30 protein-coding genes are annotated in these 22,205 nt (G+C 62.8%); 17 read left to right on the top strand and 13 right to left on the bottom strand.

Features of this window, described 5'->3' with window-relative positions:
• The first annotated feature begins 122 nt into the window (after positions 1–122).
• The 8 genes from KBZ07_RS03990 to KBZ07_RS03955 all read left to right on the top strand — a co-directional run bounded on the left by KBZ07_RS03990 (position 123) and on the right by KBZ07_RS03955 (position 6,320).
• Positions 123–1,217: a DUF389 domain-containing protein gene (locus KBZ07_RS03990; RefSeq protein ID WP_254930402.1), complete on the top strand. Its 1,095-nt coding sequence runs from the start codon at positions 123–125 to the stop codon at positions 1,215–1,217.
• Positions 1,218–1,279: 62 nt separating this feature from the next.
• Positions 1,280–1,510: a hypothetical protein gene (locus KBZ07_RS03985; RefSeq protein ID WP_254930401.1), complete on the top strand. Its 231-nt coding sequence runs from the start codon at positions 1,280–1,282 to the stop codon at positions 1,508–1,510.
• Positions 1,511–1,553: 43 nt separating this feature from the next.
• Positions 1,554–2,171, top strand: a complete 618-nt coding sequence (locus tag KBZ07_RS03980) for a PAP/fibrillin family protein (protein WP_254930400.1) — start codon at positions 1,554–1,556, stop codon at positions 2,169–2,171.
• A 108-nt stretch (positions 2,172–2,279) separates the two neighbouring features.
• Complete coding sequence (locus KBZ07_RS03975; RefSeq protein ID WP_254930399.1) at positions 2,280–2,567, top strand: hypothetical protein; 288 nt, start codon at positions 2,280–2,282, stop codon at positions 2,565–2,567.
• A gap of 479 nt (positions 2,568–3,046) precedes the next feature.
• Complete coding sequence (locus tag KBZ07_RS03970; protein ID WP_254930398.1) at positions 3,047–3,226, top strand: type II toxin-antitoxin system Phd/YefM family antitoxin; 180 nt, start codon at positions 3,047–3,049, stop codon at positions 3,224–3,226.
• Positions 3,226–3,603 carry a type II toxin-antitoxin system VapC family toxin gene (locus tag KBZ07_RS03965; RefSeq protein WP_254930397.1) on the top strand — a complete coding sequence of 126 codons (378 nt, stop codon included), beginning with the start codon at positions 3,226–3,228 and terminating at the stop codon, positions 3,601–3,603. Before KBZ07_RS03970 ends, KBZ07_RS03965 begins: the two co-directional genes overlap by 1 nt.
• 118 nt (positions 3,604–3,721) lie before the next feature.
• Positions 3,722–5,356, top strand: coding sequence for a bifunctional aminoglycoside phosphotransferase/ATP-binding protein (locus tag KBZ07_RS03960; RefSeq protein ID WP_254930396.1), 1,635 nt, complete (start codon positions 3,722–3,724; stop codon positions 5,354–5,356).
• Positions 5,357–5,366: 10 nt separating this feature from the next.
• Positions 5,367–6,320 carry an isopenicillin N synthase family oxygenase gene (locus KBZ07_RS03955; RefSeq protein ID WP_254930395.1) on the top strand — a complete coding sequence of 318 codons (954 nt, stop codon included), beginning with the start codon at positions 5,367–5,369 and terminating at the stop codon, positions 6,318–6,320.
• A 12-nt stretch (positions 6,321–6,332) separates the two neighbouring features.
• Here KBZ07_RS03955 and KBZ07_RS03950 read toward each other — a convergent pair whose 3' ends face one another.
• The 6 genes from KBZ07_RS03950 to KBZ07_RS03925 all read right to left on the bottom strand — a co-directional run bounded on the left by KBZ07_RS03950 (position 6,333) and on the right by KBZ07_RS03925 (position 9,696).
• Entirely contained in the window at positions 6,333–6,617 is a 285-nt protein-coding gene (locus KBZ07_RS03950; protein WP_254930394.1) for a type II toxin-antitoxin system RelE/ParE family toxin, read from the bottom strand.
• Entirely contained in the window at positions 6,614–6,865 is a 252-nt protein-coding gene (locus tag KBZ07_RS03945; RefSeq protein WP_254930393.1) for a type II toxin-antitoxin system Phd/YefM family antitoxin, read from the bottom strand. Before KBZ07_RS03945 ends, KBZ07_RS03950 begins: the two co-directional genes overlap by 4 nt.
• Before the next feature lie 221 nt (positions 6,866–7,086).
• The gene (locus KBZ07_RS03940; RefSeq protein WP_254930392.1) at positions 7,087–7,770 is read right to left on the bottom strand and encodes a hypothetical protein; all 684 of its coding nucleotides are present in this window, start codon (positions 7,768–7,770) and stop codon (positions 7,087–7,089) included.
• Positions 7,767–8,621: an archaeosortase/exosortase family protein gene (locus tag KBZ07_RS03935; protein ID WP_254930391.1), complete on the bottom strand. Its 855-nt coding sequence runs from the start codon at positions 8,619–8,621 to the stop codon at positions 7,767–7,769. The genes KBZ07_RS03940 and KBZ07_RS03935 overlap by 4 nt, the downstream gene beginning before the upstream one ends.
• Before the next feature lie 29 nt (positions 8,622–8,650).
• On the bottom strand, positions 8,651–9,361 hold the full coding sequence (locus tag KBZ07_RS03930) for a hypothetical protein (RefSeq protein WP_254930390.1): 711 nt from the start codon (positions 9,359–9,361) through the stop codon (positions 8,651–8,653).
• A gap of 149 nt (positions 9,362–9,510) precedes the next feature.
• Entirely contained in the window at positions 9,511–9,696 is a 186-nt protein-coding gene (locus KBZ07_RS03925) for a hypothetical protein (protein WP_254930389.1), read from the bottom strand.
• Positions 9,697–9,797: 101 nt separating this feature from the next.
• Here KBZ07_RS03925 and KBZ07_RS03920 point away from each other — a divergent pair, with 101 nt between their 5' ends.
• A complete protein-coding gene (locus tag KBZ07_RS03920; RefSeq protein WP_254930388.1) occupies positions 9,798–10,094 on the top strand; it encodes a hypothetical protein in 297 nt (98 codons plus the stop codon).
• Between the two features lie 741 nt (positions 10,095–10,835).
• On the opposite strand, the gene KBZ07_RS03915 is transcribed toward KBZ07_RS03920, so the two are convergent.
• Positions 10,836–10,979 (bottom strand): chlorophyll a/b-binding protein, encoded by a 144-nt coding sequence (locus KBZ07_RS03915; protein ID WP_197149318.1) that lies wholly within the window; start codon positions 10,977–10,979, stop codon positions 10,836–10,838.
• A 119-nt stretch (positions 10,980–11,098) separates the two neighbouring features.
• On the opposite strand from KBZ07_RS03915, the gene KBZ07_RS03910 reads away from it, so the two are divergent.
• Complete coding sequence (locus KBZ07_RS03910; RefSeq protein WP_254930387.1) at positions 11,099–11,509, top strand: VOC family protein; 411 nt, start codon at positions 11,099–11,101, stop codon at positions 11,507–11,509.
• The gene (locus KBZ07_RS03905) at positions 11,506–12,249 is read left to right on the top strand and encodes a pirin family protein (protein WP_396123913.1); all 744 of its coding nucleotides are present in this window, start codon (positions 11,506–11,508) and stop codon (positions 12,247–12,249) included. Before KBZ07_RS03910 ends, KBZ07_RS03905 begins: the two co-directional genes overlap by 4 nt.
• A gap of 183 nt (positions 12,250–12,432) precedes the next feature.
• Here the strand turns inward: KBZ07_RS03905 and KBZ07_RS03900 are convergent, their stop codons facing one another.
• Both KBZ07_RS03900 and KBZ07_RS03895 read right to left on the bottom strand, forming a co-directional pair.
• Positions 12,433–13,299 (bottom strand): sulfite exporter TauE/SafE family protein, encoded by an 867-nt coding sequence (locus KBZ07_RS03900; protein ID WP_396123916.1) that lies wholly within the window; start codon positions 13,297–13,299, stop codon positions 12,433–12,435.
• Between the two features lie 43 nt (positions 13,300–13,342).
• Entirely contained in the window at positions 13,343–14,464 is a 1,122-nt protein-coding gene (locus KBZ07_RS03895) for a rhodanese-like domain-containing protein (RefSeq protein ID WP_254930384.1), read from the bottom strand.
• Positions 14,465–14,585: 121 nt separating this feature from the next.
• Here KBZ07_RS03895 and KBZ07_RS03890 point away from each other — a divergent pair, with 121 nt between their 5' ends.
• Entirely contained in the window at positions 14,586–14,933 is a 348-nt protein-coding gene (locus tag KBZ07_RS03890; protein WP_254930383.1) for a metalloregulator ArsR/SmtB family transcription factor, read from the top strand.
• Positions 14,934–14,948: 15 nt separating this feature from the next.
• The gene (locus KBZ07_RS03885) at positions 14,949–15,101 is read left to right on the top strand and encodes a DUF2256 domain-containing protein (RefSeq protein ID WP_254930382.1); all 153 of its coding nucleotides are present in this window, start codon (positions 14,949–14,951) and stop codon (positions 15,099–15,101) included.
• Here KBZ07_RS03885 and KBZ07_RS03880 read toward each other — a convergent pair.
• Positions 15,082–15,702, bottom strand: a complete 621-nt coding sequence (locus KBZ07_RS03880) for a class I SAM-dependent methyltransferase (RefSeq protein ID WP_254930381.1) — start codon at positions 15,700–15,702, stop codon at positions 15,082–15,084. The genes KBZ07_RS03885 and KBZ07_RS03880 overlap by 20 nt on opposite strands.
• Positions 15,703–15,843: 141 nt before the next feature.
• Here KBZ07_RS03880 and KBZ07_RS03875 point away from each other — a divergent pair, with 141 nt between their 5' ends.
• On the top strand, positions 15,844–15,984 hold the full coding sequence (locus KBZ07_RS03875) for a hypothetical protein (protein WP_254930380.1): 141 nt from the start codon (positions 15,844–15,846) through the stop codon (positions 15,982–15,984).
• Between the two features lie 9 nt (positions 15,985–15,993).
• Here KBZ07_RS03875 and KBZ07_RS03870 read toward each other — a convergent pair whose 3' ends face one another.
• Positions 15,994–17,334 carry a DUF6880 family protein gene (locus KBZ07_RS03870; protein WP_254930379.1) on the bottom strand — a complete coding sequence of 447 codons (1,341 nt, stop codon included), beginning with the start codon at positions 17,332–17,334 and terminating at the stop codon, positions 15,994–15,996.
• A 397-nt stretch (positions 17,335–17,731) separates the two neighbouring features.
• On the opposite strand from KBZ07_RS03870, the gene KBZ07_RS03865 reads away from it, so the two are divergent.
• From KBZ07_RS03865 to KBZ07_RS03855, 3 genes are read left to right on the top strand one after another with little or no spacing between them, the layout of a single operon-like run.
• Positions 17,732–18,394, top strand: coding sequence for a DoxX family protein (locus KBZ07_RS03865; RefSeq protein ID WP_254930378.1), 663 nt, complete (start codon positions 17,732–17,734; stop codon positions 18,392–18,394).
• A 45-nt stretch (positions 18,395–18,439) separates the two neighbouring features.
• On the top strand, positions 18,440–19,903 hold the full coding sequence (locus KBZ07_RS03860; protein ID WP_254930377.1) for a PhoX family phosphatase: 1,464 nt from the start codon (positions 18,440–18,442) through the stop codon (positions 19,901–19,903).
• Positions 19,900–20,613 (top strand): PhoX family phosphatase, encoded by a 714-nt coding sequence (locus KBZ07_RS03855; protein WP_254930376.1) that lies wholly within the window; start codon positions 19,900–19,902, stop codon positions 20,611–20,613. Before KBZ07_RS03860 ends, KBZ07_RS03855 begins: the two co-directional genes overlap by 4 nt.
• 64 nt (positions 20,614–20,677) lie before the next feature.
• Here the strand turns inward: KBZ07_RS03855 and KBZ07_RS03850 are convergent, their stop codons facing one another.
• Entirely contained in the window at positions 20,678–21,124 is a 447-nt protein-coding gene (locus KBZ07_RS03850) for a TspO/MBR family protein (RefSeq protein ID WP_254930375.1), read from the bottom strand.
• A 280-nt stretch (positions 21,125–21,404) separates the two neighbouring features.
• On the bottom strand, positions 21,405–22,205 hold an 801-nt coding region (locus KBZ07_RS03845; RefSeq protein ID WP_254930374.1), incomplete at its 5' end, for a cell wall metabolism sensor histidine kinase WalK.

Genomic DNA, 22,205 nt, shown 5'->3' with positions numbered 1-22,205 from the left:
ACGCAGGGATGCTTCGTTTTGCATGACGCCCAGAAAGGCCTTCAGCTGGTCGAAGGACATGGTTCGCGCTCCGGAGTCGCCGCTGGCTCCATTCTGGGGTGAGTTTCCGCTTAGCTACCGGCATGACATCCTTCAGCGCCACCCCCGAGGCGAGGCGGCTCGAGGCCCTGCAGGAGGAGTTCGAACGAGATGCCAGCTGCAATCAGGTGTTCCTGGTGCTCACCGTGGGGGCCACGCTGATTGCAACCCTGGGCCTGCTGGCCAACAGCCCCGGTGTGGTGATCGGCGCCATGGTGGTGGCCCCTTGGATCATGCCCCTCCAGGCGATGGCCTTCGAGATCGCCCAGGGTCGCCTGGCCATGGTTGGTCGGGCCCTGCGGAGCCTGCTGGTGGGGGTGGCGATCTGCGTGCTGCTGGCGATGGCGGTGGGCTATCTGGTGGCATTTCCCAGCTTCGGCAGCGAGGTGATGAACCGCACCAGTCCCAACCTGCTGGATCTGGGCATCGCCCTGGTGGCCGGGGCGGTCGCCATGTTTGCCAAGCTGAGGAAAGACGCCCTCTCGGCCCTAGCCGGGCTGGCGATCGCCGTCGCCCTGGTGCCGCCGATCTGCGTGGTGGGCATCCTGCTCGCCTCCGCCTACTGGGGCCAGGCCTATGGGGCCCTGCTGCTCTTCACCACCAACCTGCTCGGAATCCTGGTGGGTGCGATGGCAACCCTGGCGGCACTCGAGCCGATTTACCGCAGCCGCCTTTTGCACAGCAAACTCGGCCTCACCAGCCTGGGGCTCACAACCCTGCTAGTGATTCCACTCGGCAGCAGTTTCCTGCGGCTACTGGGCCAGGCCAATAGGGAAAACAAGGCGGTGCAGTTGGAGAGCCTGATTGAACAGAAACTGCGCAGCAGCACGATCACCCTGGGCAGCGATCCGGCCATTGATCTGGTGGGCCTATCGATCGACTGGCAAAAAAATCCACCCCTGATCAGGGCCCGGGTGCGGGTGACAGATCCGGAGCTGCCCAGCGCCCGGCAGGTGGCAGAGGTGCAGACCTTCATCAATAGGAGCCAGTCACCCCTGCGCTTCCGCTTGGTGGTGCAGCGCACCGCCGTAGACCTGATCGGCCCCCCCACAGCCCCCAATCCTGCCGATCTGGAGGTGCTGCCGCCGCCGCTCCTGCCGCCCATACCGCAGCCGCAGCAGGAGTCAAATGATGGCTGAACGCCGCAGCCAGAACTGGACTAATTTTGAGATCGATGTCGTTCTGCCTGAGGGGTGGTCCCATGCCCAAACCAACCCAGACCCTGCAACAGGTGAGCTGGGAGCTCCCCCAGTCGCTTGTGGAGTGCATCGCAGCCCAGGCCGCAGTTGAGGGAACCAAGCCGGAAGCGCTTGCCGCCAGGATCCTTTCGGCCTGCCTCGAAGCAGACGGGCTGGCTGCGGCAGGCCGTTGCTCCCTACGCACCGGCCTGCGCAGCGAGGGGCCCATGCCCTTGCCGATTCAACAGAACTAAATCGCCCCGGGACGCCCTTTTGATCGAAACCAGTTCCTCCCAGGTGAGTTCCCAGCCCCCCGAGCAGCAACGCCAAGCCCTGTTGGACCTGCTACGCAGGCAACCCCGCGGCGCGGCCAAAGCAGAAAGCCCCCTGGTGGAAAAGCTGATCCTGGAGCTGGAGCGCTCCAGACCAGCCGATCTGGCCGACCCGGCTGCCCAAGCCCAACTTGAGGGGGTATGGGAACTGCGCTGGAGTAGCAGCAGCCAGCCCTATCTGGCTGTGACCCCCTGGCTGGAAAACCTCCAACTCCTAGCGCCCTCCCAGGGGCGGGGAATGAACCTGCTGCGGCTGAGCGGCCCCCTGGCTGCCCTGGCGAGCATCGTTGTGGAGGCGAGCGTTTCTGTGGACAGCCCAGCTTGCGAGCCTGGCCCACCGCTGCAGCGGGTGCGGGTGCAGTTTCGGCGCGGCGGGTGGCTGGGGCCATCCATTGGCAGCAGCCGTCTCCAGCTGCTACGCAGTGTGCAGCAACCATTTCCTGCCTGGCTGGATATCACCGTGCTCGATGGGGAGCTGAGGGTGTGCCGCGGCAATGCCGGCACCCTATTTGCCCTGCTACGTCGCCCAGACCTCAACCTGCAGGAGCTGCTGGGCAACCAAGCGCCAGAGCCGGCGAACTAGGCAGACAAGCGGCAGAGGAATAAAACAAATAAGGAATAAAACGAAGAAGCCTTAAAATATTATGATAGGCTAGTTAATATCCTAATCCATTCTCACCCAATCTCAACAATGACTCCAGTTTCAAAAGCAAGCTTTCTGGCCATTATTCACGAGGATAGACAGCTCCAAAAAGCCCTATTAGAGCCCAGTCTCTGTGAAATAGCCATAAAAATCGCCCGGGCTGCCGGGATGGGTGTTAATGGCCCAGATCTGCTCGCTGCGCAGGCTGAATGGGGCCAAGTTTCGAATGATTTGCTGCCAGATTCCGAGCCAATATTGATCGATTTTGATGGCGATGGGGTGCCAGATGCCATCCAGCGTGGCGATCGAGTTTCTCTGCTCGGCTCTGATGATTGAGCCGGGTCCAACCGATCCAGAGCCAACCATCGACCCTGCAGTAGGGGATCCGATGATCCGGCAACTGCTGCGCCCGGAGTCCTATGGACACCCGGTTGCAGCTGGACTTGATGTCTCCAAATAGGACTTCAGTCGCTGGCTCACCATCGCCTCAATGGCAGCACCCTGGCTGGGTGTGGATGTGCATGCCGTGCGCAAGTCGGGCCCAAGAGTGACTCTGGTGGACTGTGGGCTTCTGGTGATGCTCGTCACCCTAGGAATCACCTTGATCCGATTGTTCCAACTGTAGTTAATCCCCATGGAGCGTGGTGTGGAGGTAGTGGCTGTCGTTCTGCGCTGGGGCATCACCTCGCGGACAGGCAAGGCTTCCCCTTTGCCCACGAACCCGCCCTAGAGTTGGTCATCTAGATGATCAACGGCTATGATGCAGGTGACGGTGGCGGAAGCCAAGACCCAAGCTCTCCAGCCTTCTAGATGCGGTGGAGGCAGGGCAGGCTGTGGTGATCACCCGCCGCGGCAAGCCCATCGCCGAGCTGGTGCCGCGCTGCAGCGTGCGTGATCTGCTGCCCCAGCTCGCAGCCCTGCGCGGCTCGTTGCCCGAGCAACCGACCACTGGCGTGGAGACCATGCGGGCATTGCGGGATGGGCACGGCGCCTGATGCTCTACATCGATACCTGCGTGCTGCTGGCGGTGCTGACGCCGGAAGCGCACTCCGCCACGGCGACGGCGTTTCTCGCTGAGGCCAGTGCACCGCTGGCGATCAGCTCCTGGAGTGTTAATGAGCTCCATTCCGCCCTCGGCCTAAAGGTGCGCACCAAGGCCCTGAACCAGCCGCAAGCCGAGGCGGTGCTGCAGGGTTTTGAGCGCAGCCTGGCGCCAGGCCTGCTGGTGCTGGAACTGGAACCTCAGGACTTCCGTAATGCCAACGCCTGCCTGCGCGGCTGGACCACAACCCTGCGAGCGGCGATGCCCTGCACCTGGCCATTGCCAGCGGCCGTGGCGCCACCCTCTGCAGCCTGGATGCTCCGTTTGTAGCGGCTGCCCAACAGCTGGGCCTGGAGGCTCAACTATTGAGCTAGCGGCCAGATTTCGTATGATTCATTTCCAGATTCCGAGCCCATATTGATCGATTTTGATGGCGATGGGGTGCCAGATGCAATCCAGCGTGGCGATCGAGTTTCTCTGCTCGGCTCTGATGATTGAGCCGGGTCCAACCGATCCAGAGCCAACCATCGACCCTGCAGTAGGGGATCCGATGATGCGGCAACTGCTGAGTCCGGAGGCCTATGGACACCCGGTTGCAGCTGGAGGCCCCCAGCTGCTTGAAACCCACCTCTCCTGGGTGCTATTGAGCGGGCCCTATGCCTACAAGCTCAAAAAGCCGGTGGCCTTCGGCTTTGTTGATTTCTCCACAGCTGAACTGCGCGAGCAGGCCTGCAGGGACGAGCTGCGCCTCAACCGCCGCCTCTCGCCGGAGCGCTACCTGGATGTGGTGCCGGTCTATGGCCCCCTGGAAGCGGCCCGTTTCATCCCGCCCGCCACCTCCCCGTCAAGTGACACCACCCCAGCAGTAGTGATTGCCTGGGCAGTGCGGATGGTGCAGTTCGATCAGGAGCAGCTGCTGCCAGCCGCCCTTGCCGCGGGCCAGGTGGGGGAAGGGGCGATCAAAGAGCTGGCTGAACGCTTGGCCCGTTTCCATCGGGACGCCGCAACCGCCGGCCCGGAGACGCCTTGGGGCCAGAGCGAGGCGGTGCTGCAACCGGTGCTCGACAACCTCACTGCCCTGGCGGATTGCCCCGGGGCCCAGGCCCATCTGGGCCACTTGACAGCCTGGGTGCGGCAGCAGGCAGGGGCCCTGCAGCCCTGGTTTGGCCAGCGGCAACGGGGGTGCCATATCCGCGAGTGCCACGGTGATCTGCACCTGGGCAACATGCTGCTGGGCGCTTCCGGCATCGAGGTGTTCGACGCCCTGGAATTCAGCGAGACCCTGCGCTGGATCGATCCGATCAGTGAGCTGGCCTTCCTGGTGATGGATCTGGCGGTGAGGGGCCGGGCAGATCTTGGAACCCTGCTGCTCAACAGTTGGGTGGAGGCCAGCGGCGATGGGGAGGGCCTGTGCGGCTGGGCCTGGTACAGCGTCTATCGAGCCCTGGTGCGCGCCAAGGTGAGCTGGCTGCGGCTTAAGCAAAGCGGCCTGGCAGCAGCGGAGAGCTCCCGCATCCAAACCGAGCTTGCCGGGTATCTGCGCCTGGCAATGGACTGGGTCCAACGCCAGAGCCAGCCCCTGGTGCTGATGCATGGTCTGGCAGGCAGCGGTAAGTCGACCGTGGCGGTAGCACTCGGCCAGCAGCTCGGGGCCGTGGTGTTTCGCTCCGACGTGGAGAGAAAACGGCTGTTCGGGCTCTGGGGCGTCAAGCCCACCCGGCTGCTGGAAGGTGAGCTCTACGGCCAAGAAGCCAGCAGGCATCTTTATGGAACCACCCTGCCGGCCCTGGTGGAAGCTGCGAGCGCCGGGGGCCTGGCCGTGATTGTGGATGCCTGCTTCCTCAGGCGCAGCGAGCGCCAGCTCATGGTCGCCCTTGCCGGCAAGCTCGGCATCCCAGTTCAGATCGTGGTTTGTACGGCGCCGGAACCGCTGCTGCGCCAAAGACTGCTCGAGCGAGCCACCGCCGGCAGCGATCCCTCCGATGCCACCGTTGAAGTGCTGCAGAGCCAACACCAGTGGCTCGAGCCGCTCGACCCGGATGAAAAGGGCCTGGTGATGGCCGTTCCTGGGGCCGCGAACTAGGCTCACCTTGATGGGCCAGGCAATTCGCGACGTTGATCTGCTGGCCTTCGAGCGGGGCAGCAACCAGGCCCGGGTCGCGGTGGTGGATGGGGTGAGGCGCAGCCTGGAAACGGGCTTTGTGTACACCAGCAGCGATCTCTCGCCCGACCTGCTGGACACGGCCTATGGCCTGCTGGCTGAATTCTTCGCCCTCGCCCCGGAGAGCAAGCAGGGCTGCGTGGCACCAAGCAGCGGCGGCCAAACGGGCTACACCGGCCTGCTGGTGGAAACGGCCGCCGGCAGCAACCAGGCCGATTGGAAGGAAATGCTGAATTGGGGCCTGCCCCTGCCGGCCAATCACCCCCTGCGGCGGCGCTACCCCCTGCTCTACCCAGAGCAGGTGCTGCCTGAGCATTTGGTGCCGGGGATCAGCGCCGTTCTCGAAACCTTTCACACCGCCATTGCCGATCTGCAGCGCCGCTTCCTGCGGATCATTGCCCTGGGCCTGGGCTGCGCGGAAACGTTCTTTGACGAGATGACCAGCGATGCCCCTACCCTCACCCGGGCGATCCGCTATCCACCCATGGCCGAGGCACCGGATGGTGGCCACATCTGGGCCGAAGCCCACGGTGACATCAACCTAATTACTGCCCTGCCCCGGGCCAGCGGGCCGGGCCTGCAGGTGCAGGTGGAAGGCAAGTGGCTCGATGCCCTGCCGCCGGAAGGGCGGGTGATCCTCAACACTGGCATCATGCTGGAGCGCCTCAGCAATGGCCTGATCCCGGTGGGCTGGCACCGGGTGGTGGCACCGGCGGGCAGCAAGCAGGAGCGCCTGAGCGTGGTGCAGTTCTGCCATGCCCGGCCCTGGACAAGCCTGGCCCCACTGGCAAGCTGCTGCAGCCCAGACAACCCCCAGCGCTATTGCGGCATCAGCGCCGCCGCCGCCCTCGAAGACGTGCTTTACCAGATCAAGTTGCTGGGCTGAGGCAGCAACGGATCACCGGTAGACCTCCCACCGATGGCCAATTCGGACCACCTGCACCACAAGCACCCGATCAAACACCTCATAAACGATGCGGTAATCCCCCACACGCACCCTGTAGACCCCGGTTTCTCCCTGAAGAGCAACGCAGTTGGGAGGCCGGGGATTCTCGGCCAGCAGATCAATGGCTGCGCGAATGCGTTGCAGATCGCGCCGTTGCAAGTCCGCCAGGGAGCGCACAACACGGCGGGCCAGGCGGACCTCATAGCGCCGCGGTGGCTGATCAGAACCCGAGTTCAAACCAGGCCAAGGTCAACCTTGACCTGCTCCCACGGCACGCTGTCATCGTCTTCGCGCGCCTGGGCCAGGGCTACGCGGTCACTGGCCTCATCAGCTGCCGCCACCAGACGCTCAAACGCCGCATGCTCCAGCAACACCGCAACCGGCCGGCCGTGTCGGGTGAGCACGATGGGCTCCCCGCTGCGCTGCGTGGATTCGATGACCTCCGCGAGCTTCTCACGGGCCTGGCTCACTGCGATTTCTCCCATAGCGCCCCGGTTTCTGTACAAATCGTACAACCAGGCGCCGGAGGACCTGAAGGGCCTCCAGCTCTCTACGCTGCCTTCATCTGATAACGGCATCAGGCCTGCGCTCGAACCTCGACTTCGCCGGCGCCCTGCACCATGCCAGGTGCCGCTCCTGTGAAGTGATCGCCGCCCTCGAAGACGTGCTCTACCAGATCAGGTTGCTGGGCTGAGGCAGGAACGGATCACCGGGGCCACTGGGTGTGGCTTGCAAGGGCCGCGAGGAGGGAATTGGATTTTGCGACCCCAGCCAATGTCTTGGGCGAATTTGTGGTGACGAGCAGGCAGGAGAAAGAGGGTCTGGGGAGAGGGGGTAGGCGCCCCCGCAGGAGGGTTCGCAAGAAATCCAGGTGCGGGGCTCCGCTGGTGCCGCCGAGCCCGGCAGCCGTGTAGGCGAAGGTGCCGGTGCGGGTCAGACAGGTTTGATAACTGGTTTGCCCCTGAATGCGACCCCTGGCAATCTGCTGCTTGGCTTGGGGCAGTGTTTGCAGCTGAGTCTCCTGCAGCTGAGCCTGCTGCAGATGAAGTGCGGGGATGGTTGTGGTGATGGCTGCTGGATCCAGGGCAGCCTCCTGCCAAGAGGCAATTGGGGTGAGGAGCAACCAATCCCTTCCATGGGCAAAGCGTTTGCTCGGGCCGATGGCGAAATTGCGCTGCAGCAAGCTGGTGTGCTGGGTGGCGGGTCCAAGCGAAGCGACAGCGGCTTGCCAGGGCGGTGGCAGGACTGGAGAAGCGGGCGGCTGGGGAAGGGGCGGTGACTGGGGAAAAACCACCAGGTGAAGGGTGGCCAGGCCGACACCTGCAACTAGGGCAGCCAACCAGAAACGCTGCTGAGCGCGATCGAGCTGGGCAGGGTTGCTATTACTCATGCGGTTAACTCCTGATCGAGCAACCTGTAATAAATCCAGCCGGCAATTGTGGCGGCAATCAGGGAGAAGATAAGGCCTCCGTGGCCATGGAAGAAATCAAAAGCTGCCATGCCGCTTCTATTTTCCCAGGTGGTGAAATAGGCCAGAAGGGCAATGCGAACCGTATTGATGGCATAGGCCGAAACTATGGCAGCGCCGAATGCTGCAAGAATGTGCCCACGTTGCTTCAGCGGAAAAATGAGCTGGAAGATTATTACCATGCTGATTGAAAAGATCAGCTGTTCGTTGCCATTGCAGGTTGTCTGAACTATCACCCCGGCAGTGCCAATCGAGATCTCCTTGCCACTGAGGCCCGCCTGAAAACCGATCCCGTAGAGAAAGGCCCAGGTGAGCAGAGCTGTGAGCCGATTTTGGATGGGGGAAGACAAAACCGCAAATGCACCGCCAATAGGAAGCAGTAGGGAAATGAGCAGGGGGGGCGCAAAGAGTTGCCATTGCTGGAGTGGCCTACTGAGCAAGGCAAGGGCGCAGATTGACCCAGGTAAGAGCAGATACTTGGTGTAACCGGCCTGGAAGCTGATCAGGGCTGGCGAGAGAGTTAAAAGCAGGGCAATCAAGATTGCTCCAGCAAAGAAGCTGAAACGGTTTGGCTTAGGCCAGAGATTGGCCAGCTTATCCTCTAAGGAGATGGCGATGCCAAGCCAAAGCAACAGCTGAAATATCTGCAGACCAAGGCCTTGCTCGCTGAGCCAAAGTATGCTGGCATTCCAGCAAAACATCAAAGCGGCAAGCAGCAGAAAGAGGGCCCTTCGATTGGATAGCCTAGATACCCAATGTCTCAGCTCAAACATGGCAGCTGGCGCAAGGGGTCAAAATACAACTAAAGCTTTTGAAGGCCATAAAATCCCCAGGCGTAGGCAATTGCCATCAAGCAGATGCGCAGGGCATTGCGTCCAAGGTTCCAGGCAGCAGCTGAAGTTTGCCGGTTTAGGTCAACACGAAACTGTGCGCTACGAGCTTCCACCGAAGAGAGCAGCTCCTTTCGCCTGGCTGATGCATCTAGCTCAGCTTTGAAGAAAGCAGGAGGCAGGCTAGCTTGCAACTTCGTCCATTCGGCTTCAATTACCGCATCTGGGGCACTTTTTATTTTTGATTCGACTGCCTTTATTTGCTCCTGGGCCTGGCTACTGGTTGCTGCGCCCTTGGCCGTTATCAGCTCCATGCCCTTGGCGAAGAGAATGGCCTGCCAGCCAGCTAGCAACAGCAAGCTGATGGTGCCGGCAAGGGCCAGACGGCGGATCCCCAGCTCTGATTTCTTAAGAGCGATCAGCCGTGGACCCTTAGGGTTGGAAGACTCTTGGTTGTGTGCCTGGATCTGCAGATATATTGAAAAACGCAAAAGACCTTCGCCCACAAGCGCCAGGCTGGCCGAGCTGACAATAGTGTTAGATATGCCAAGGCCCCAATCTGGTGAGCCTAGATTGAGGGGCAGTAAGTTGAAAGCAACGGCAAGGACAAATACCGCCACCAACACCCGGCCGATGCGACGGATCAGCTTGATCCCACGGAGAGGCAATTGATTTTGACTCACTGATAGAGCCCCAAGACCATGAGAAGAGGCAGACTATCTGAGCTCAAGTGCAAAGCAATTTGGTCGACAAGCAGCAGAACTCTAAGCCGGAGGGAGCAAAATGTCTATTTGTGGAAAATCAACAGGCTCCCTTGTCTAAATATGCGGATTCATAGGGCAGCTTTAGCGATGCCCATGGCTTGGGCGCCGTAGTGGCGGGTCATGTCGGCCTGGAGGTGCCAAGCAGAGAGAAGGGTCTTGGCGACGCGACGCAGCTCGGCCACGTCATCGCAGGAGTCGATAGCCCTTGAGTGGGATTCCAGGCTGAACTGACGGCTAAGGGTGAGGTCGGCCACGGGCGCACTGCAGAAGCAATAAAACTTTACGCAGCTGGGCGGGGGCTGGCGGGCGGGTTGCCGAACCGGGGCGCCAGACTGAAAAGCCCATCCACCCAGCCATGACACCTACCCGTGAGCAGATCCTTGCCGCTTCAGCCGGTTGGGTAGCGGTGGTGCTGAACCTGGTGCCGGGCCTGGGCAGCGGCTATCTCTATCAAAGGCGCTGGAGGGCTTACTGGATCACCTCAGCCCTCGCGACCGCCTGGTTTGTGGCCGGAGCAGTGTTGGGCCAGCAAGCCGAAGCAGCCGCTGAAACTCAGAACCAGATTGTGGGCCTGGCCGGTCTGCTGGTGCTGGCAGCGGTCACGGCCACCGAGGCAGGCCTGGCAGTGAAAAAGGCGCGCAAGGCAAGTTGAACTGGTGCGCACCTGGAAGAGGCCCTAGGGAGTTTCGTCCGCTGTCGCTGACAGATGCTGCAAAAGTGCCTCCGCCTAAGGAGAGTGCGGATCTGCGGGGCGATTGCCTCCTTTTGAGATTCCACCATGCCTAAGAGACCTTTTAACAGCCATCGGCTGGGTCAGCCTGAACAAGCCTTGGTAATTGGTGAGCAGCAAGACTGTCAGCCTGCGGACAGGCACTACCGCCAACTCGAACAGAAGTACCACCACTCACCTCAATACGCTGCCATGGTGCAGCGATACGCGGTTTTGAGGCACTCAATCGAAGTTTGCCAACGACCCGAACTGGTGGGATCCAAGCCAGACCTATGCTCGAATGGCCAGGAGGCCAGCTGGGTCAACTGGGCTTGTCAGCTTTGATCCAGAGCTGAAAAAGGCGTAGGCCCCCGGCGCCCCAAAGCAAGGTCCAAATCACAAAAGTTGTAGCTGTTCCGAGCTGGCCACCCTCGAGGGGATAGAGGCCAGCTCGGATAAAACCAGCATCAATCAGGGAGCCAAGAATTCCCCAGCCGAGCACCCAGGTAATCAAAAAGCCGATTGCTTGAAGATTACCCGTCATGAACTAAGGGGAAGCGGTTATCGGTTGCTGGGTGAGGAGAGGTCAGTGGGACGACTGAAGACGTAGGCAGTCATGCCGGTTAGCAGCACAACAAGGCCGATCACGGCCGAAATGGCAAGGGTGTAGTCGGTGCCCATGGATCAACCGAGACCGATTTGACTGAGGATGCCCTGGCCGGTAAGCAGCTCGGTGCCCAGGCCGATCACAAATCCAAGCATGGCCAAGCGGCCATTCCAGGTTTCAGCGAAGGCGACAAAACCGAAGCGGGGAGTAGTTTCAGCCATGGGTGTTGCGGTTTGTTTCGAGAACCATAACACATTGTGAAGAGCTCCTTGTCGCTCCGCTCGCCTGGGCGCCGGGCCAAAATGGCAATGGCCTCCGGGGGTTGGTGGCACAGGTGGCAATGGGCAGCTCGATCGTGTTGGCAGCAGATGCCCCGGAGAGCCTGGCCCGGTTCTATGGCGCCCTGCTGGCAGTGGAGCCGCGGCCTGGGCTGGCTGGGAACCACTGGCTGGTGGCCTGGCCTGCGGGCGGTTGGCTTGAGCTCTACGCCCCAGGCCGGAATCGGCCCCAACCCCGCCAGCAGGGGAGGCTGGCCCTCTGTCTAAAACGCGAATGCGATGGCACCGGGCCACTGGCAAGCCTCGAAGCCTGGATTGCTTCAAGCCTGGGCTTGGGCGCCACCCTGCTGGCGCCAGCGCGACTGGAACCCTTTGGCGCTGAGGCCTGGTTGCTGGACCCGGAGGGCAATCGGCTGCTGCTGTTGGTGGCAGCACCGATTGACAAGGGCCAGCCAATTGGAAGTTCAGTATGAGCAAATCACTTGGCCCCAATACCGTGAGCGGTTCGCCGAGCCCTGCCGGCGGCCGGGTGTTCCGGCCTGCCGCTGAGCGTTTCCACAGTCAGCTCGACTGGCTCGACAGCTGGCACACCTTTTCTTTCTCAAGCCACTACGACCCTGCCTGGCTGGGGTTTGGGCCCCTACGGGTGATCAACGACGACACCATTGCCGCCGGGCGCGGCTTTGGGATGCATCCCCACAGCGACATGGAGATCATCACCGTGATGGTGGAAGGCAAACTCCACCATCGCGACTCGCTGGGCCATGCCGAGGTGCTGCGGGCCGGTGAGGTGCAGTGCATGAGCGCTGGCAGCGGGGTGAGGCACAGCGAAGTAAATGGGGGCAGCGTTCCCTGCCGGTTGTTACAGATCTGGATCGAGCCCAGCAGCACTGGCATCGCCCCGGCCTACGAGCAGAAGCCCTACCCAATTGGCAAGGCCTGGACTGCCCTGCTCGATCCGCTCAGGGTGGATGGTGCCATGGCGATTCACCGGCCGGTGCGGCTATGGAGGGCCCAGCCAGAAGCTGGCGACAAGCTGGGCCTGGCGATCGCTGCCGGCAGCCAGGGCTGGATTCAGCTGATCAACGGCTCGGGACTGGCCGATGGCCAGGCGCTGCAGCGGGGCGATGGTCTCGGCTTCGGCGCCGGAACCCTGGAAGCGTTCAGGGCAGGGTCCAGCGGAGCCGACCTACTGCTGTTTGAGCTGGGCTGATACTTGGTTCCTGATAAGCCCAGAACTGCGCCAGACTCGCCATAGGCCATGAAGGATTTCTTTCCTGTCAATTCCTTGCCGCTAGATGAGGCCGATCCAGTCGATCCAGCCAAGGCGCTAGGAGCTAAAGCCCCCTGGTTTGGATCTGGCATGTTGCTCCCCTGGCCCCGCTGCTGCCCCTGGCTACTGATCCTGGCCGGTGTAGCCCTTGGCTTCGTGCTGGGCTTCAGCCCTTGGCTGTTCTTGCTGATCGGTGTCTTCTGCCTGCTGAGCGGCATGATTGGCAAGGCCTGAGTGGCGGCGCCAGGCTTCCCCGGCGGTGAGCAGGGCCGATCCCACCAGCAGCGCCGCAAAGCCCCGCCGCAGCAGGCGTTCGGGCAGTTTTGGTGCCAGCCGCTGGCCCATTAGGGCACCGATGAAGCCGCCGATCAACAGGGGGAACAGCAGCGGCAGGCCGGCGGCGGGCCAGCTGCCCAGGGCTGCCATGGCCACAAGACTGTTGAGGGCGATCAGCAGCAGGCTGGTGCCGCTGGCCAGCTGCATGGGCAGACCAGCCAGGAGCACCAGGGCAGGCACGATCGCAAAGCCGCCGCCCACGCCAGCAATACCCGTAAGCAGTCCAATCAGTACCCCCTGGCCGCCGAGAAACAGGCCACCGAGCTTCACCACTGGTTTGTGTATGGAGACAGGCCGGGTGAGCAGCCAGGCGGCCAGCAGCGCCGCAATGGTGAACACCCCTAGCTGCACCGGTTCGCTTAGATGGCCTGCCTTGACAAAACTGCCGCCGATCCAGCTGCCGGCCAGGGCAGGCAAGCCGAGGATCAGGGCCGGTTTGGCAGCCACCTGGCCACGCCGCAGGTAGGGGCCCAGGTTGCCCAGGGCCATCAGGGTGATCACCAGCAACGAAAGGGGTACGGCCTCCCGCACCGACAGGGCTGCGCCGCTGATCAACAGGGGCATCAGCAGGATCGAGCCGCCGGCACCGAGAACTGCGAGCAGAAAACCGATCAGGGCCCCACCCGCACCCAGCAGCACCACCAGCGAGACGATCACCTGGCCACCTTGGTCCAGGTCATGGGCACAGATGGGGCCTTCATGCTGCGGCTACTCCCTCCAGCGGGTAGCCGGCAGATGCCCACTTACTAAGCCCGCCGCGCAAATTGGCCACGCGTAAGTGGCCCGCCTTGAGCAGTTGTTGGGTGGCCAGGGCCGAACGACTGCCGGAATGGCACACCAGCACCAGCGGACGATCGAGGGGGATCTCGCCGGAGCGACCCTCCAACTCGGGCAGGGGGATCAGCAGGCTGCCGGCCAGCCGACCATCGGGGCCCTGGTATTCCTCGGCGGAGCGCACATCCAGGAGGGTGACCTCCTCGCCATGGGCGACCACCCAGGCCGGATCGAGCTCGGGCAGGCCGGCATAACTGAGCTCCACCGGAGCCCAGGAGGCCGCCGCCTGGGTTGAACGGGGCTTGCCGGAGCGCATGTTGCCTGGCAGGGCCTCGGCAATTTTGTGGGGGTGGGGAAGCTTCATGTTCTGCATGTAGCCGACAAAATCGCGCTCGGTGGCTGCAGCGCCTAGGCGGGGATTGAAGGCCAGCTCTTCGGCAACTGAGGTGATGTTGCGGCCGGAGTAGTCGTGACCGGGGTAGAGCAGGCAGGCCCCAGGCAGGGAGTAGATCTGCTCGGTGATCGATGTCCAAAGCGTGTGGGCATCGCCCTGCTGGAAGTCACAGCGGCCACAGCCCCGCACCAACAGGGCGTCCCCGGTGAAGGCCATTGACAGATCGTCCAGCACGAAGGTGAGGCAGCCGTTGGTGTGGCCAGGCGTACTGCGCACTTCCAGGTGGCGGGCACCGAAGTTCAACCGATCGCCGTGGTGCAGGGGCAGGCTGACGTTGACGGCGCCGGCTGCGGCGGCCAGGGCAATGGCGCAGCCGGTGGCCTCGTGCATCAGCCAGCTGCCGGTGACGTGGTCGGCGTGGGCATGGGTGTCGATCGAGGCCACCAGTTCGATACCCAGCTCGCGGATCAAGGAGAGGTCGCGGCCGTGCTGTTCGAAGACCGAATCAATCAGCACCCCTGCCCGGCTGGCGACATCGGCGAGCAGATAGGTGAAGGTGCCTGTTTCGCCATCGAGCAGCTGGCGAAACAGAAGCGGGCCGCCCCCCGCGGCGGCAGCCAAGCAAAAGTGAGATGGGGCGGCGGACTGCATGGCAACCGATTGCTTACTGCTATGAGCTTATGCGCATAAAGGGCATAAAGGCGAGCCCTGTTGGCCTGGCGGAAGCCAACCCCGACCAGGCAGAATGCTTTTAACGTCATAAGGGTTTTTGATGGGCCACACCACGCCTGGCTCCCCCCCCACCCCTGAACTTCTCGATGAGCTCAGCCAGTTCTTCCGGTTGCTGAGTGAGCCGGCCAGGCTGCAACTGCTGTGCCAGCTGGAGCACCAGGGGCCCATGGATGTGGCAGCCCTGATCGAGGCCACCGGCTTCAGTCAGTCCCATATCAGCCGCCAGCTGGGGCAGCTGCAGCGTGCTGGTCTGGTGCGGAACCAGCGGGAAGGGGTGCGGCTCACCTACGCAGTGGCAGATCCGCTGGTGCCCCAACTTTGCAATTTGGTGCAGACGAGCCTCAGGCAACGCCTGGAGCAACAGTTGCAGCTGTTGCAGTCGGCTTGATCCAGCCAATCCGCCATGCCCCACCACGCCGATCGAGACAGCAAGCTGTGCGCCGTCTGCGGGCGGCCTTTTGAGTGGCGCAAAAAGTGGAAAGACGTCTGGCAGGAGGTGCGCTACTGCTCGGAACGCTGCCGCCGCCGGCGCAGTGTCAACGACCAGCAGCAATAGGCTTGCTGAAGCTGAGAATCCTGTAGCGCAGCCAGCCCAAGCGGCTCAGCTGCTCGATCCGGGCCGGATCGCGCACCGCGCTAGCCGCACCCATGGCATCAAACAGTTCCCGCACCACCGCATAGGTGGGCAGGGTGTGGACGGTGATGTCTGAATCGTTGCGGAGCTCCAGGCCGTGGAGCTTGGCTTGACTGGCATAGCGGCGTTGATCCCAGCGGCAATCGATCGGTCCGTAGGTGCCATTGCTAAACGGCGCCCCCCGCAGGCTCTGCAGCACCCGCAGCAGGATTGCCAGCGGACGGCAGGGCACAAAATCACTCAGCACCAGGCGCCCCCCCGGCCGCAGCACCCGCTGGACTTCCTGCAAAAAGGCCTGACGGCTTGGGAAGTGAAAGATGCACTCCACCGCCAGCACCAGGTCCACACTGGCTGGGGCCAGGGGCAGGGCACAGGCGTCAGCCACTATCCAGTCAATCGTGTTTGCCGCTCGCGGCTGCACAAGCTGGCGAGCCCGCTCGATCTGGCGGCCATCGAGATTGAGGCCCGTAAGGGCAAGGCCATCCCAAATCTGGTTGAGGCAATGGTTCCGCCGAAGCCGCAACCCACATCCAGCACGCTCTGGCCGGCCTGGAGATGGGCCTGATCCAGGAGCAAATGGGTCAGGGCTTCGGCGGCCTGGGGGAATTCCTGCCGGGCACGCCGGGCGGCAGGTGTGGGGATCTTGCCAATATCCCCAGTGCACATGGTTGCCGAAGCAGCGCTCAAGCTGGGCATCGCCGGCCGCAAGTCGCCGCAGCACCTGGTCGAAATAAGGGAGGGCAGGGGCTGGCATGGAGAGACCATCAAAGGGATCCACCAAATCAATGATCTACCAAATCAATGATCACCCAAATCAATGATCCACCAATTTCCAGAACCCCCATTCAGTGCCAAACAGCTCGACCAGGCGCAACACAAAGGCGTCATGGTCTCGATGGCCCTGCCAGTCGTCGATGCGGCAAGCCAATTGGTCGCAGCTGCGCAGATGGTCTGCCGCATGGCGATAGCGCCTGGCGTTGCCAGTCCATAGGGCAAAGAAGACTATCGGCCGCAGCAGCAGCGTCGCCGCCAGGGGGAATTTGGCGCTGAGGCGATCGGCTGCGACCGTGTGGATTTCATAGGCATCCCCATCCCACTCCTGCCCATGAGCGAGAACATGGCTTGCGGCTCTTGCCAAAGCAGGCCACTCCACCAGAAAGTGCAGGCCCAGCAAGCTGACTGGATGGCCCTCTGCCTGCTGCAGGGCGCGCTCCTCCGCTTCTGCGTCTTCAAAGGCAGCGAGACGCTTTAGGTAGTCGCGCAGGTGGGGAATGGAAAGGCTTTTGCTGAACCACTGCCAGCGAAGCTGCTGGGCCTCGCTGGTGCGATTGAGGGCATCGAGCACTGCAATGCGGCAGTCAAGCCAATCGATCTGGGGCCAACCGTCCGTGTCTTCTGTGGCTCCATCGAGGATCTCCAGGGCCTGCTCGGCCCGCCCAGAGGCCAGCAGGTGGCTGGCCACGCTGGCGGCAGTTTCGCGCCAACGCAGGTCTTCCGCACTGAACTGGCCCAGATAACCATCCACATCCCCCCGGGCGACAGCGATCTGCAGCAGGTAGGTGTTGCCATCGGCGGCGCCGTGCTGGTGGATGGAGCTGCCCAGCAACTTCAATCCCCAATCCCCAAGGGCGCCCTTAAGGGCTGGCACCAGCCCATCAAACTGCCCATAGGTGTTCTCCGCCAGCAGCTCAGCGGCCTGCTCGGCCAGGGTCTCAGGCCCCAGCTGGGCAGCCTGGCAAATCGGACCCCAGCCCTGGGCGGCGCGCCCAAAGAGGGCCAGCAGGGCACCGCTGCTGTCAAAACAGCGGCCCAGCACCCCCTCTGACAATTCGAGCAAGCGCAGCAAGAGCTCGCAGGCCTGGCTGGGATCAGCGGCTGCAATTGGGCCGGAGATGGCCTGCAACTGGGCCTCGAGATCGCTGATCAACGCCTTGCGCTTGGCCGCATCCAGAAAGGTGCTGGAGCGGTCGATCGCTGCCAGCCGTTTGCGCACTTCCTGGGCGGCGCTACCCACCCCTTCCGCCGCGGCCAGGGCGAGGCGCAACCGTCGTTGGATCACGGCGTTGCCAGCGCTCACTTCGATCAGGAGCTCCGCCAACACCTCTGGGCCTAGGGCTGCGAGGTTTTGGGGGTTGAGGGTGCGCTTACTGGCCATCACCTAGCTCCCCAAATATGGGTTTTCTAGGAGGCGAGGGCTAGATGCGGCAGCCCAGCTGAATTCCTTCTTGATCGAGGAGGCGCCCCAGCCTCTGTGCGGCTGCTTGCTCAGCCCTGGGGAAGCGGCCCTGCTCAGCCAGCACCCAGTCAATTTCCTTCTGGGTAATTACTCCAGAACTGAGAACCTCGAGGAAAAGCTCGCCTGGCGCCATGACGCGTGTAACGAAGTTGTTACATTCTGCACCCCTGGCGCCCCGGTCGCGAGTCGCCATCTGTGGCACACCGCCCGAGAATCGCTGGCGCGACAGCCCAGGCCCGGTTGCGCCCCTGGCTTCACGTTTCTTAATCCAGCCTGCCAAAATCTCATAAAGCCCCACCTCTCCCCCCAACTGGTCATGACAACTACCCTCCTGCTTGAGCTGTTTGGTGGCTTCGCAGGCGCATGCTTTGCGCTCTGGCTGGCAACCCAGACCCTGCCCTCCCCAAATTTCGCCTTACTCGCCCCCTTGCAGCGGCTCAAGCCCGTCCTGCTGGCCTACCTGCAGAGGCCAGGGATGGTTGCCTCCGCTGGGCTGCTGCTGCTGCGCCTGAGCATCGGAGTGATGATGATTCACCACGGCCAGGAGAAATTGGCCGATCCCCAGCAGTTCGCAGATACCTACGTTGCGTCCCTGCACCTGCCCTTCCCCCTCTTCTTTGCCTACGCCGCTGGCTTTTCAGAACTGATCGGCAGCTGGCTGGTGATCTTCGGGCTGTTCACACCCCTGGGCGCCCTAGCTCTAACAGGCACCATGGCCACGGCGGCCTATCAACACATCCTCACCGCTGGCCTCAACATTTACGTTCTCGAGTTAGTTGTGCTCTATCTCGGCGGCAGCCTGGCTCTGTTGCTCAATGGTCCTGGCCGTTTCTCCTTTGACGCCGGCATGGCTGGGGAGATGTTTTCCGAACTCGAGCCCGGCACTCCAGCCCAAGAAACAGGCAACCAAGCAGGGAATGCATCCGGTTGGGTTGGGCCCGCAGGCAGCTTGCCAACTCCTGTACAAATCAACGTCTAGGCACCCAAATAGCAATAAGTCCCTGCAACGTTCCGTTGCCAACCCATGAACCGCTCCACGCTCAAGCGTCGCAAGCTGCTTCAGCTGCTGGGGATCTGGGCAGGCGGTAGCGCCGCCGCCATGGTCTCCCCCCTGCTTGGAGCCCATGCCAGCGGCAGTGCAGGGAAGGCTGCCCTGCCTTTCGTGCCAGTACGGGCCCCCCTGCCCCTGCCAAGCGATGGCCTCAGCGCCGCCGAGCAGAGGCAGGTATATCGGGAACTCAGCGTCGAGGACAAGCTGCTGGTTCCCGACGGCTATCGGGCCGACCTGATCGCCAGCTGGGGGGATCGTCTCGCCGCGGGGCGCTTCGGTTTCAACAACGATTACCTGGCCTTGCTGCCGCTGACCAACACCAGGGCCCTGCTGAGCGTCAACTTCGAATACATCAGCCCGCGCAGCTGGGCGGCTGGCTACGGCGAAGCGGTGGGCACGCCCCTGCCCCTGGAGCCCCTACAGCAGGCCCTGGCGAGCCGCGGGGGCAGCATCGATGCTGCCAACTTGGCGGCGGATGATCCGCTGCTGCCGCTGATCGAGGCCGTGGCCCGGGCCGCCATGGCCGATCTGGGCATCGGCGTAATCGAGCTCGAGCGGGGCAGCGAAGGCTGGCGGCAGCACCGCGGCAGCCGCTTTGAGCGCCGCATAGATGGCCTCAGCGGGCTCAGCCAGCCAGGTCAGGCCCTGCGCTGCAGCGGCCCGGCGGCGGCAGTATTTAGCCACAGCCAGCCACTCGGCTACCGCGATGGCCTGGGCGAGCGAATCCTCGGCACCTTCGCCAACTGCGGCGGCGGCACCACCCCCTGGGGCACGGTGCTGAGCGCCGAGGAAAACTTCCAATCCCAGGTGCCCGAAGCAGTATTTGCCGATGGATCGGCGAGCGCTCCAGCAGCGCGACCGTTCCGCTGGGATGGCTCCCGCCTCGATGGGCTCGGTAATCCCTTCGGCCTGGCCGGCAACAAATACGGCTGGATGGTGGAATTCGATCCCCGTCAGCCCCATAGGGCCGCGGTCAAGCACAGCCTGCTGGGACGCTTTCGCCACGAAGCCGTCGCCGTTGTGGCGCGGCCAGGGGAGCCCCTGGTGGTTTATTCCGGCTGCGATCGCCACGGCGGCCACCTTTACCGATTTGTGAGCGCAGGTTTGGTGCGCGACCCAAGCGACCCTGCCAATTCAAAGCTATTTGAAACTGGGCGGCTGGAGGCTGCCCGCCTTGAAGCCGATGGCAGCGGCCGCTGGATCGCGCTGGAGGCCGCCACTCCGGTGCAGCCCCAACCCCCCAGTGACTTCGAGCGCTTTGGCTGGCAGCAACCAACCGTGCTGCCCCACAGCGACCGCCAGCGCAGCGGCAGTGAAGCGCTCGCCAGCGATGCCGAGCTGCAGGCCTATTGCAAGCGCTACCAGAAGCTGGCCGATCTCTACCCCAGCCGCGGCCAGGACGCAGCCGCGCGGCTACGCCAGCAGGGAGCGATTTGATCGATGCCCACCTGGCTGCCAACGCGGCGGGCGCCAGCGGCTGCCCCCGGCCCGAAGACACCGATATCGATCCGGTCAATGGTGACCTGCTGATCGCCTTCACGGCGGCGGGCCGCGATGACGGCGGCAGCAGCGATCCGGCGATCTTCACCGGTCCCAAGGGCCAGCCCCTCTGGCCCCACGGCTGGGTGATGCGACTCAGCGATGGCGATACCGGCCGGGGGGCCCGTTTCCGCTGGCGAATGGTTGCCCTGGGGGGCGCGCCTTGGGAGGGGGGTCTGGGCTTCAGCAACCCAGACAACCTGGCCTTTGACCCGGCCGGCAACCTGTGGCTGGTGACCGATCGCTCCGGCGGGGATGTGTTCGGCAACAACAGCTGCTGGCTGCTGCCCCGCGCAGGCCCGGAGGCCGGCCAGGCCCTCTGCTTTGCGATCGGGCCAATGGAGTGTGAGCTGTGCGGGCCCTGCTTCGATGCCGGGGGGCACACGTTGTTTCTGGCGGTGCAACACCCCGGCGAGGGCCAGGGAGTGCGCCAGGGCAAGGCGATGGAAGCCCAGGCCCACAGCCTGGTGGACCGCAGCGGTCAACGCTTCGAGCAGCTGCGCTGGGTGCCGATCGGCTCCAACTGGCCCTCGGGCGTGCCTGGCAGGCCACCGAGGCCGGGGGTTGTCGCCATCCGACGTCTCGACGGCAAACCCCTGCTCAGTTAAGGCTGCTCAGCTAAACCTGCTCAGCTAAACCTGCTTTGTTGAAGAGTGGGGAGGTTTTCTGGATTCAGCGGTTGATTCGCTGCATCTGCCAGGTCACCAGGGTGCCCACCGGACTCCAGAGCAGATAGGGAATCAACAACCCCACCGCGGCAACTGAATGGGGCCAGATCACCACGGCCAGTGCCACCCCCCAAACCCAGCCCATAAGGCCAACGGCGGTGCCATTTGCCAAGCTGCGGGTGGAGCAGATCAACCAGGTGTAGCTCTGAACCAGCAGCAGCAGGCCCAGGTAGCCCCCCATCAGGCCCCAGCTCCAGCTGGCGTTCCAGCACAACAGCGCCGAAGCATAAAAACATGCATAGATGCTGATCCAGATCAGTGGGATCAAACCCTCAAAAGTCAGCCAGGCTGGGCGCCTTAGCCGCAGAAACCAATCGAACTGCTGCCTGCTCGGGTTGATTGCCAGACCCACCCCGACCATCACCACAAGGATCAACAGAGCGGCAACCATCAATTTTGTGGCAGGTCTCCCCAGCCTGGCGGGGCGAGGGTTGGCTGATCGGTTACTGACATCAATTTCATAGGCAGGCCTGAAGCTGCCTGAAATAGCCATGAACTAGATCAATTGACGGGCTCGTAGGCTATGACTATAAAATTTACTGGCATCTTACTAGCCCTAGCAGAAGAGATGAGCTTGCCAATAGCGCCAATTTGATCGCCTACCTGCATATCCACAATCAATAGGGCCGGGGATTCACCAAAGCCCAATTTATGGCCCAGGCCAGATCAAATCAATCAGCACTTGGCAGCGTCACACAGAAGCAGCTCCCAACCCCGGAGCTGGATTGCACTGGGTTGGATTGCACTGGATTGCATTGCACACTGATCCCACCGCCGTGGCGACGAGCAATGGCCTGGGCAATCGCCAATCCCAGGCCCGTCCCCCCCTGACTGCGGGAGCGGGCTGGATCCAGGCGGGTAAAACGATCAAAAATGTGTTGCCTCTGGGCCGCTGGAATACCTGGGCCGCTGTCATGGATGGAGAGCTTGATCTCCCGGCCCCGTTGCTCCAGGCTTACTTCGATTCGGCCGCCTACCGGACTGTGTTGAATCGCGTTGCAGACCAGGTTGATCAGCAAACGGCCCAATTCCGCCTCGTTGCCCAGCACCCTGGCAGGGCTCATCCACCGCTTCTGCTCCAGGCTTACCTGGGCTGCGGCAGCCGCCTCACCGCACTCCTCCAGCACGTCGGCGCTGATTTCGGCCAGGTTGCACACCTGCTTCTGGCTCTGGGGAAAGGGTCGCTCCAGGTTGGCCAGCAAGAGCAGGTCAGCGATCAGCTGTTGGAGGCGCCGGCCCTGGCCCAGGACCCGATCCAGGCTCGTCGCTGTTCGGCTCGCGGGTAGCTCGGCGATGGTGCTGCGTTCGGCATCAACCAGGGCCAGCAGGTTGGCGAGGGGAGTGCGCAACTCATGGGCCACATCGGCACTGAATTGCTCCTGACGCCGGTAGGCCTCTACCAGCGGAGCCATGGCCAACCCCGCCAGCCACCAGCTGGCCAGGGCCATCACCAGCATCGCCAGGGAGAAAAC

The organism is Cyanobium sp. BA20m-14, from assembly GCF_024346295.1.
This window is presented reverse-complemented; position numbering and strand designations above follow the sequence as displayed.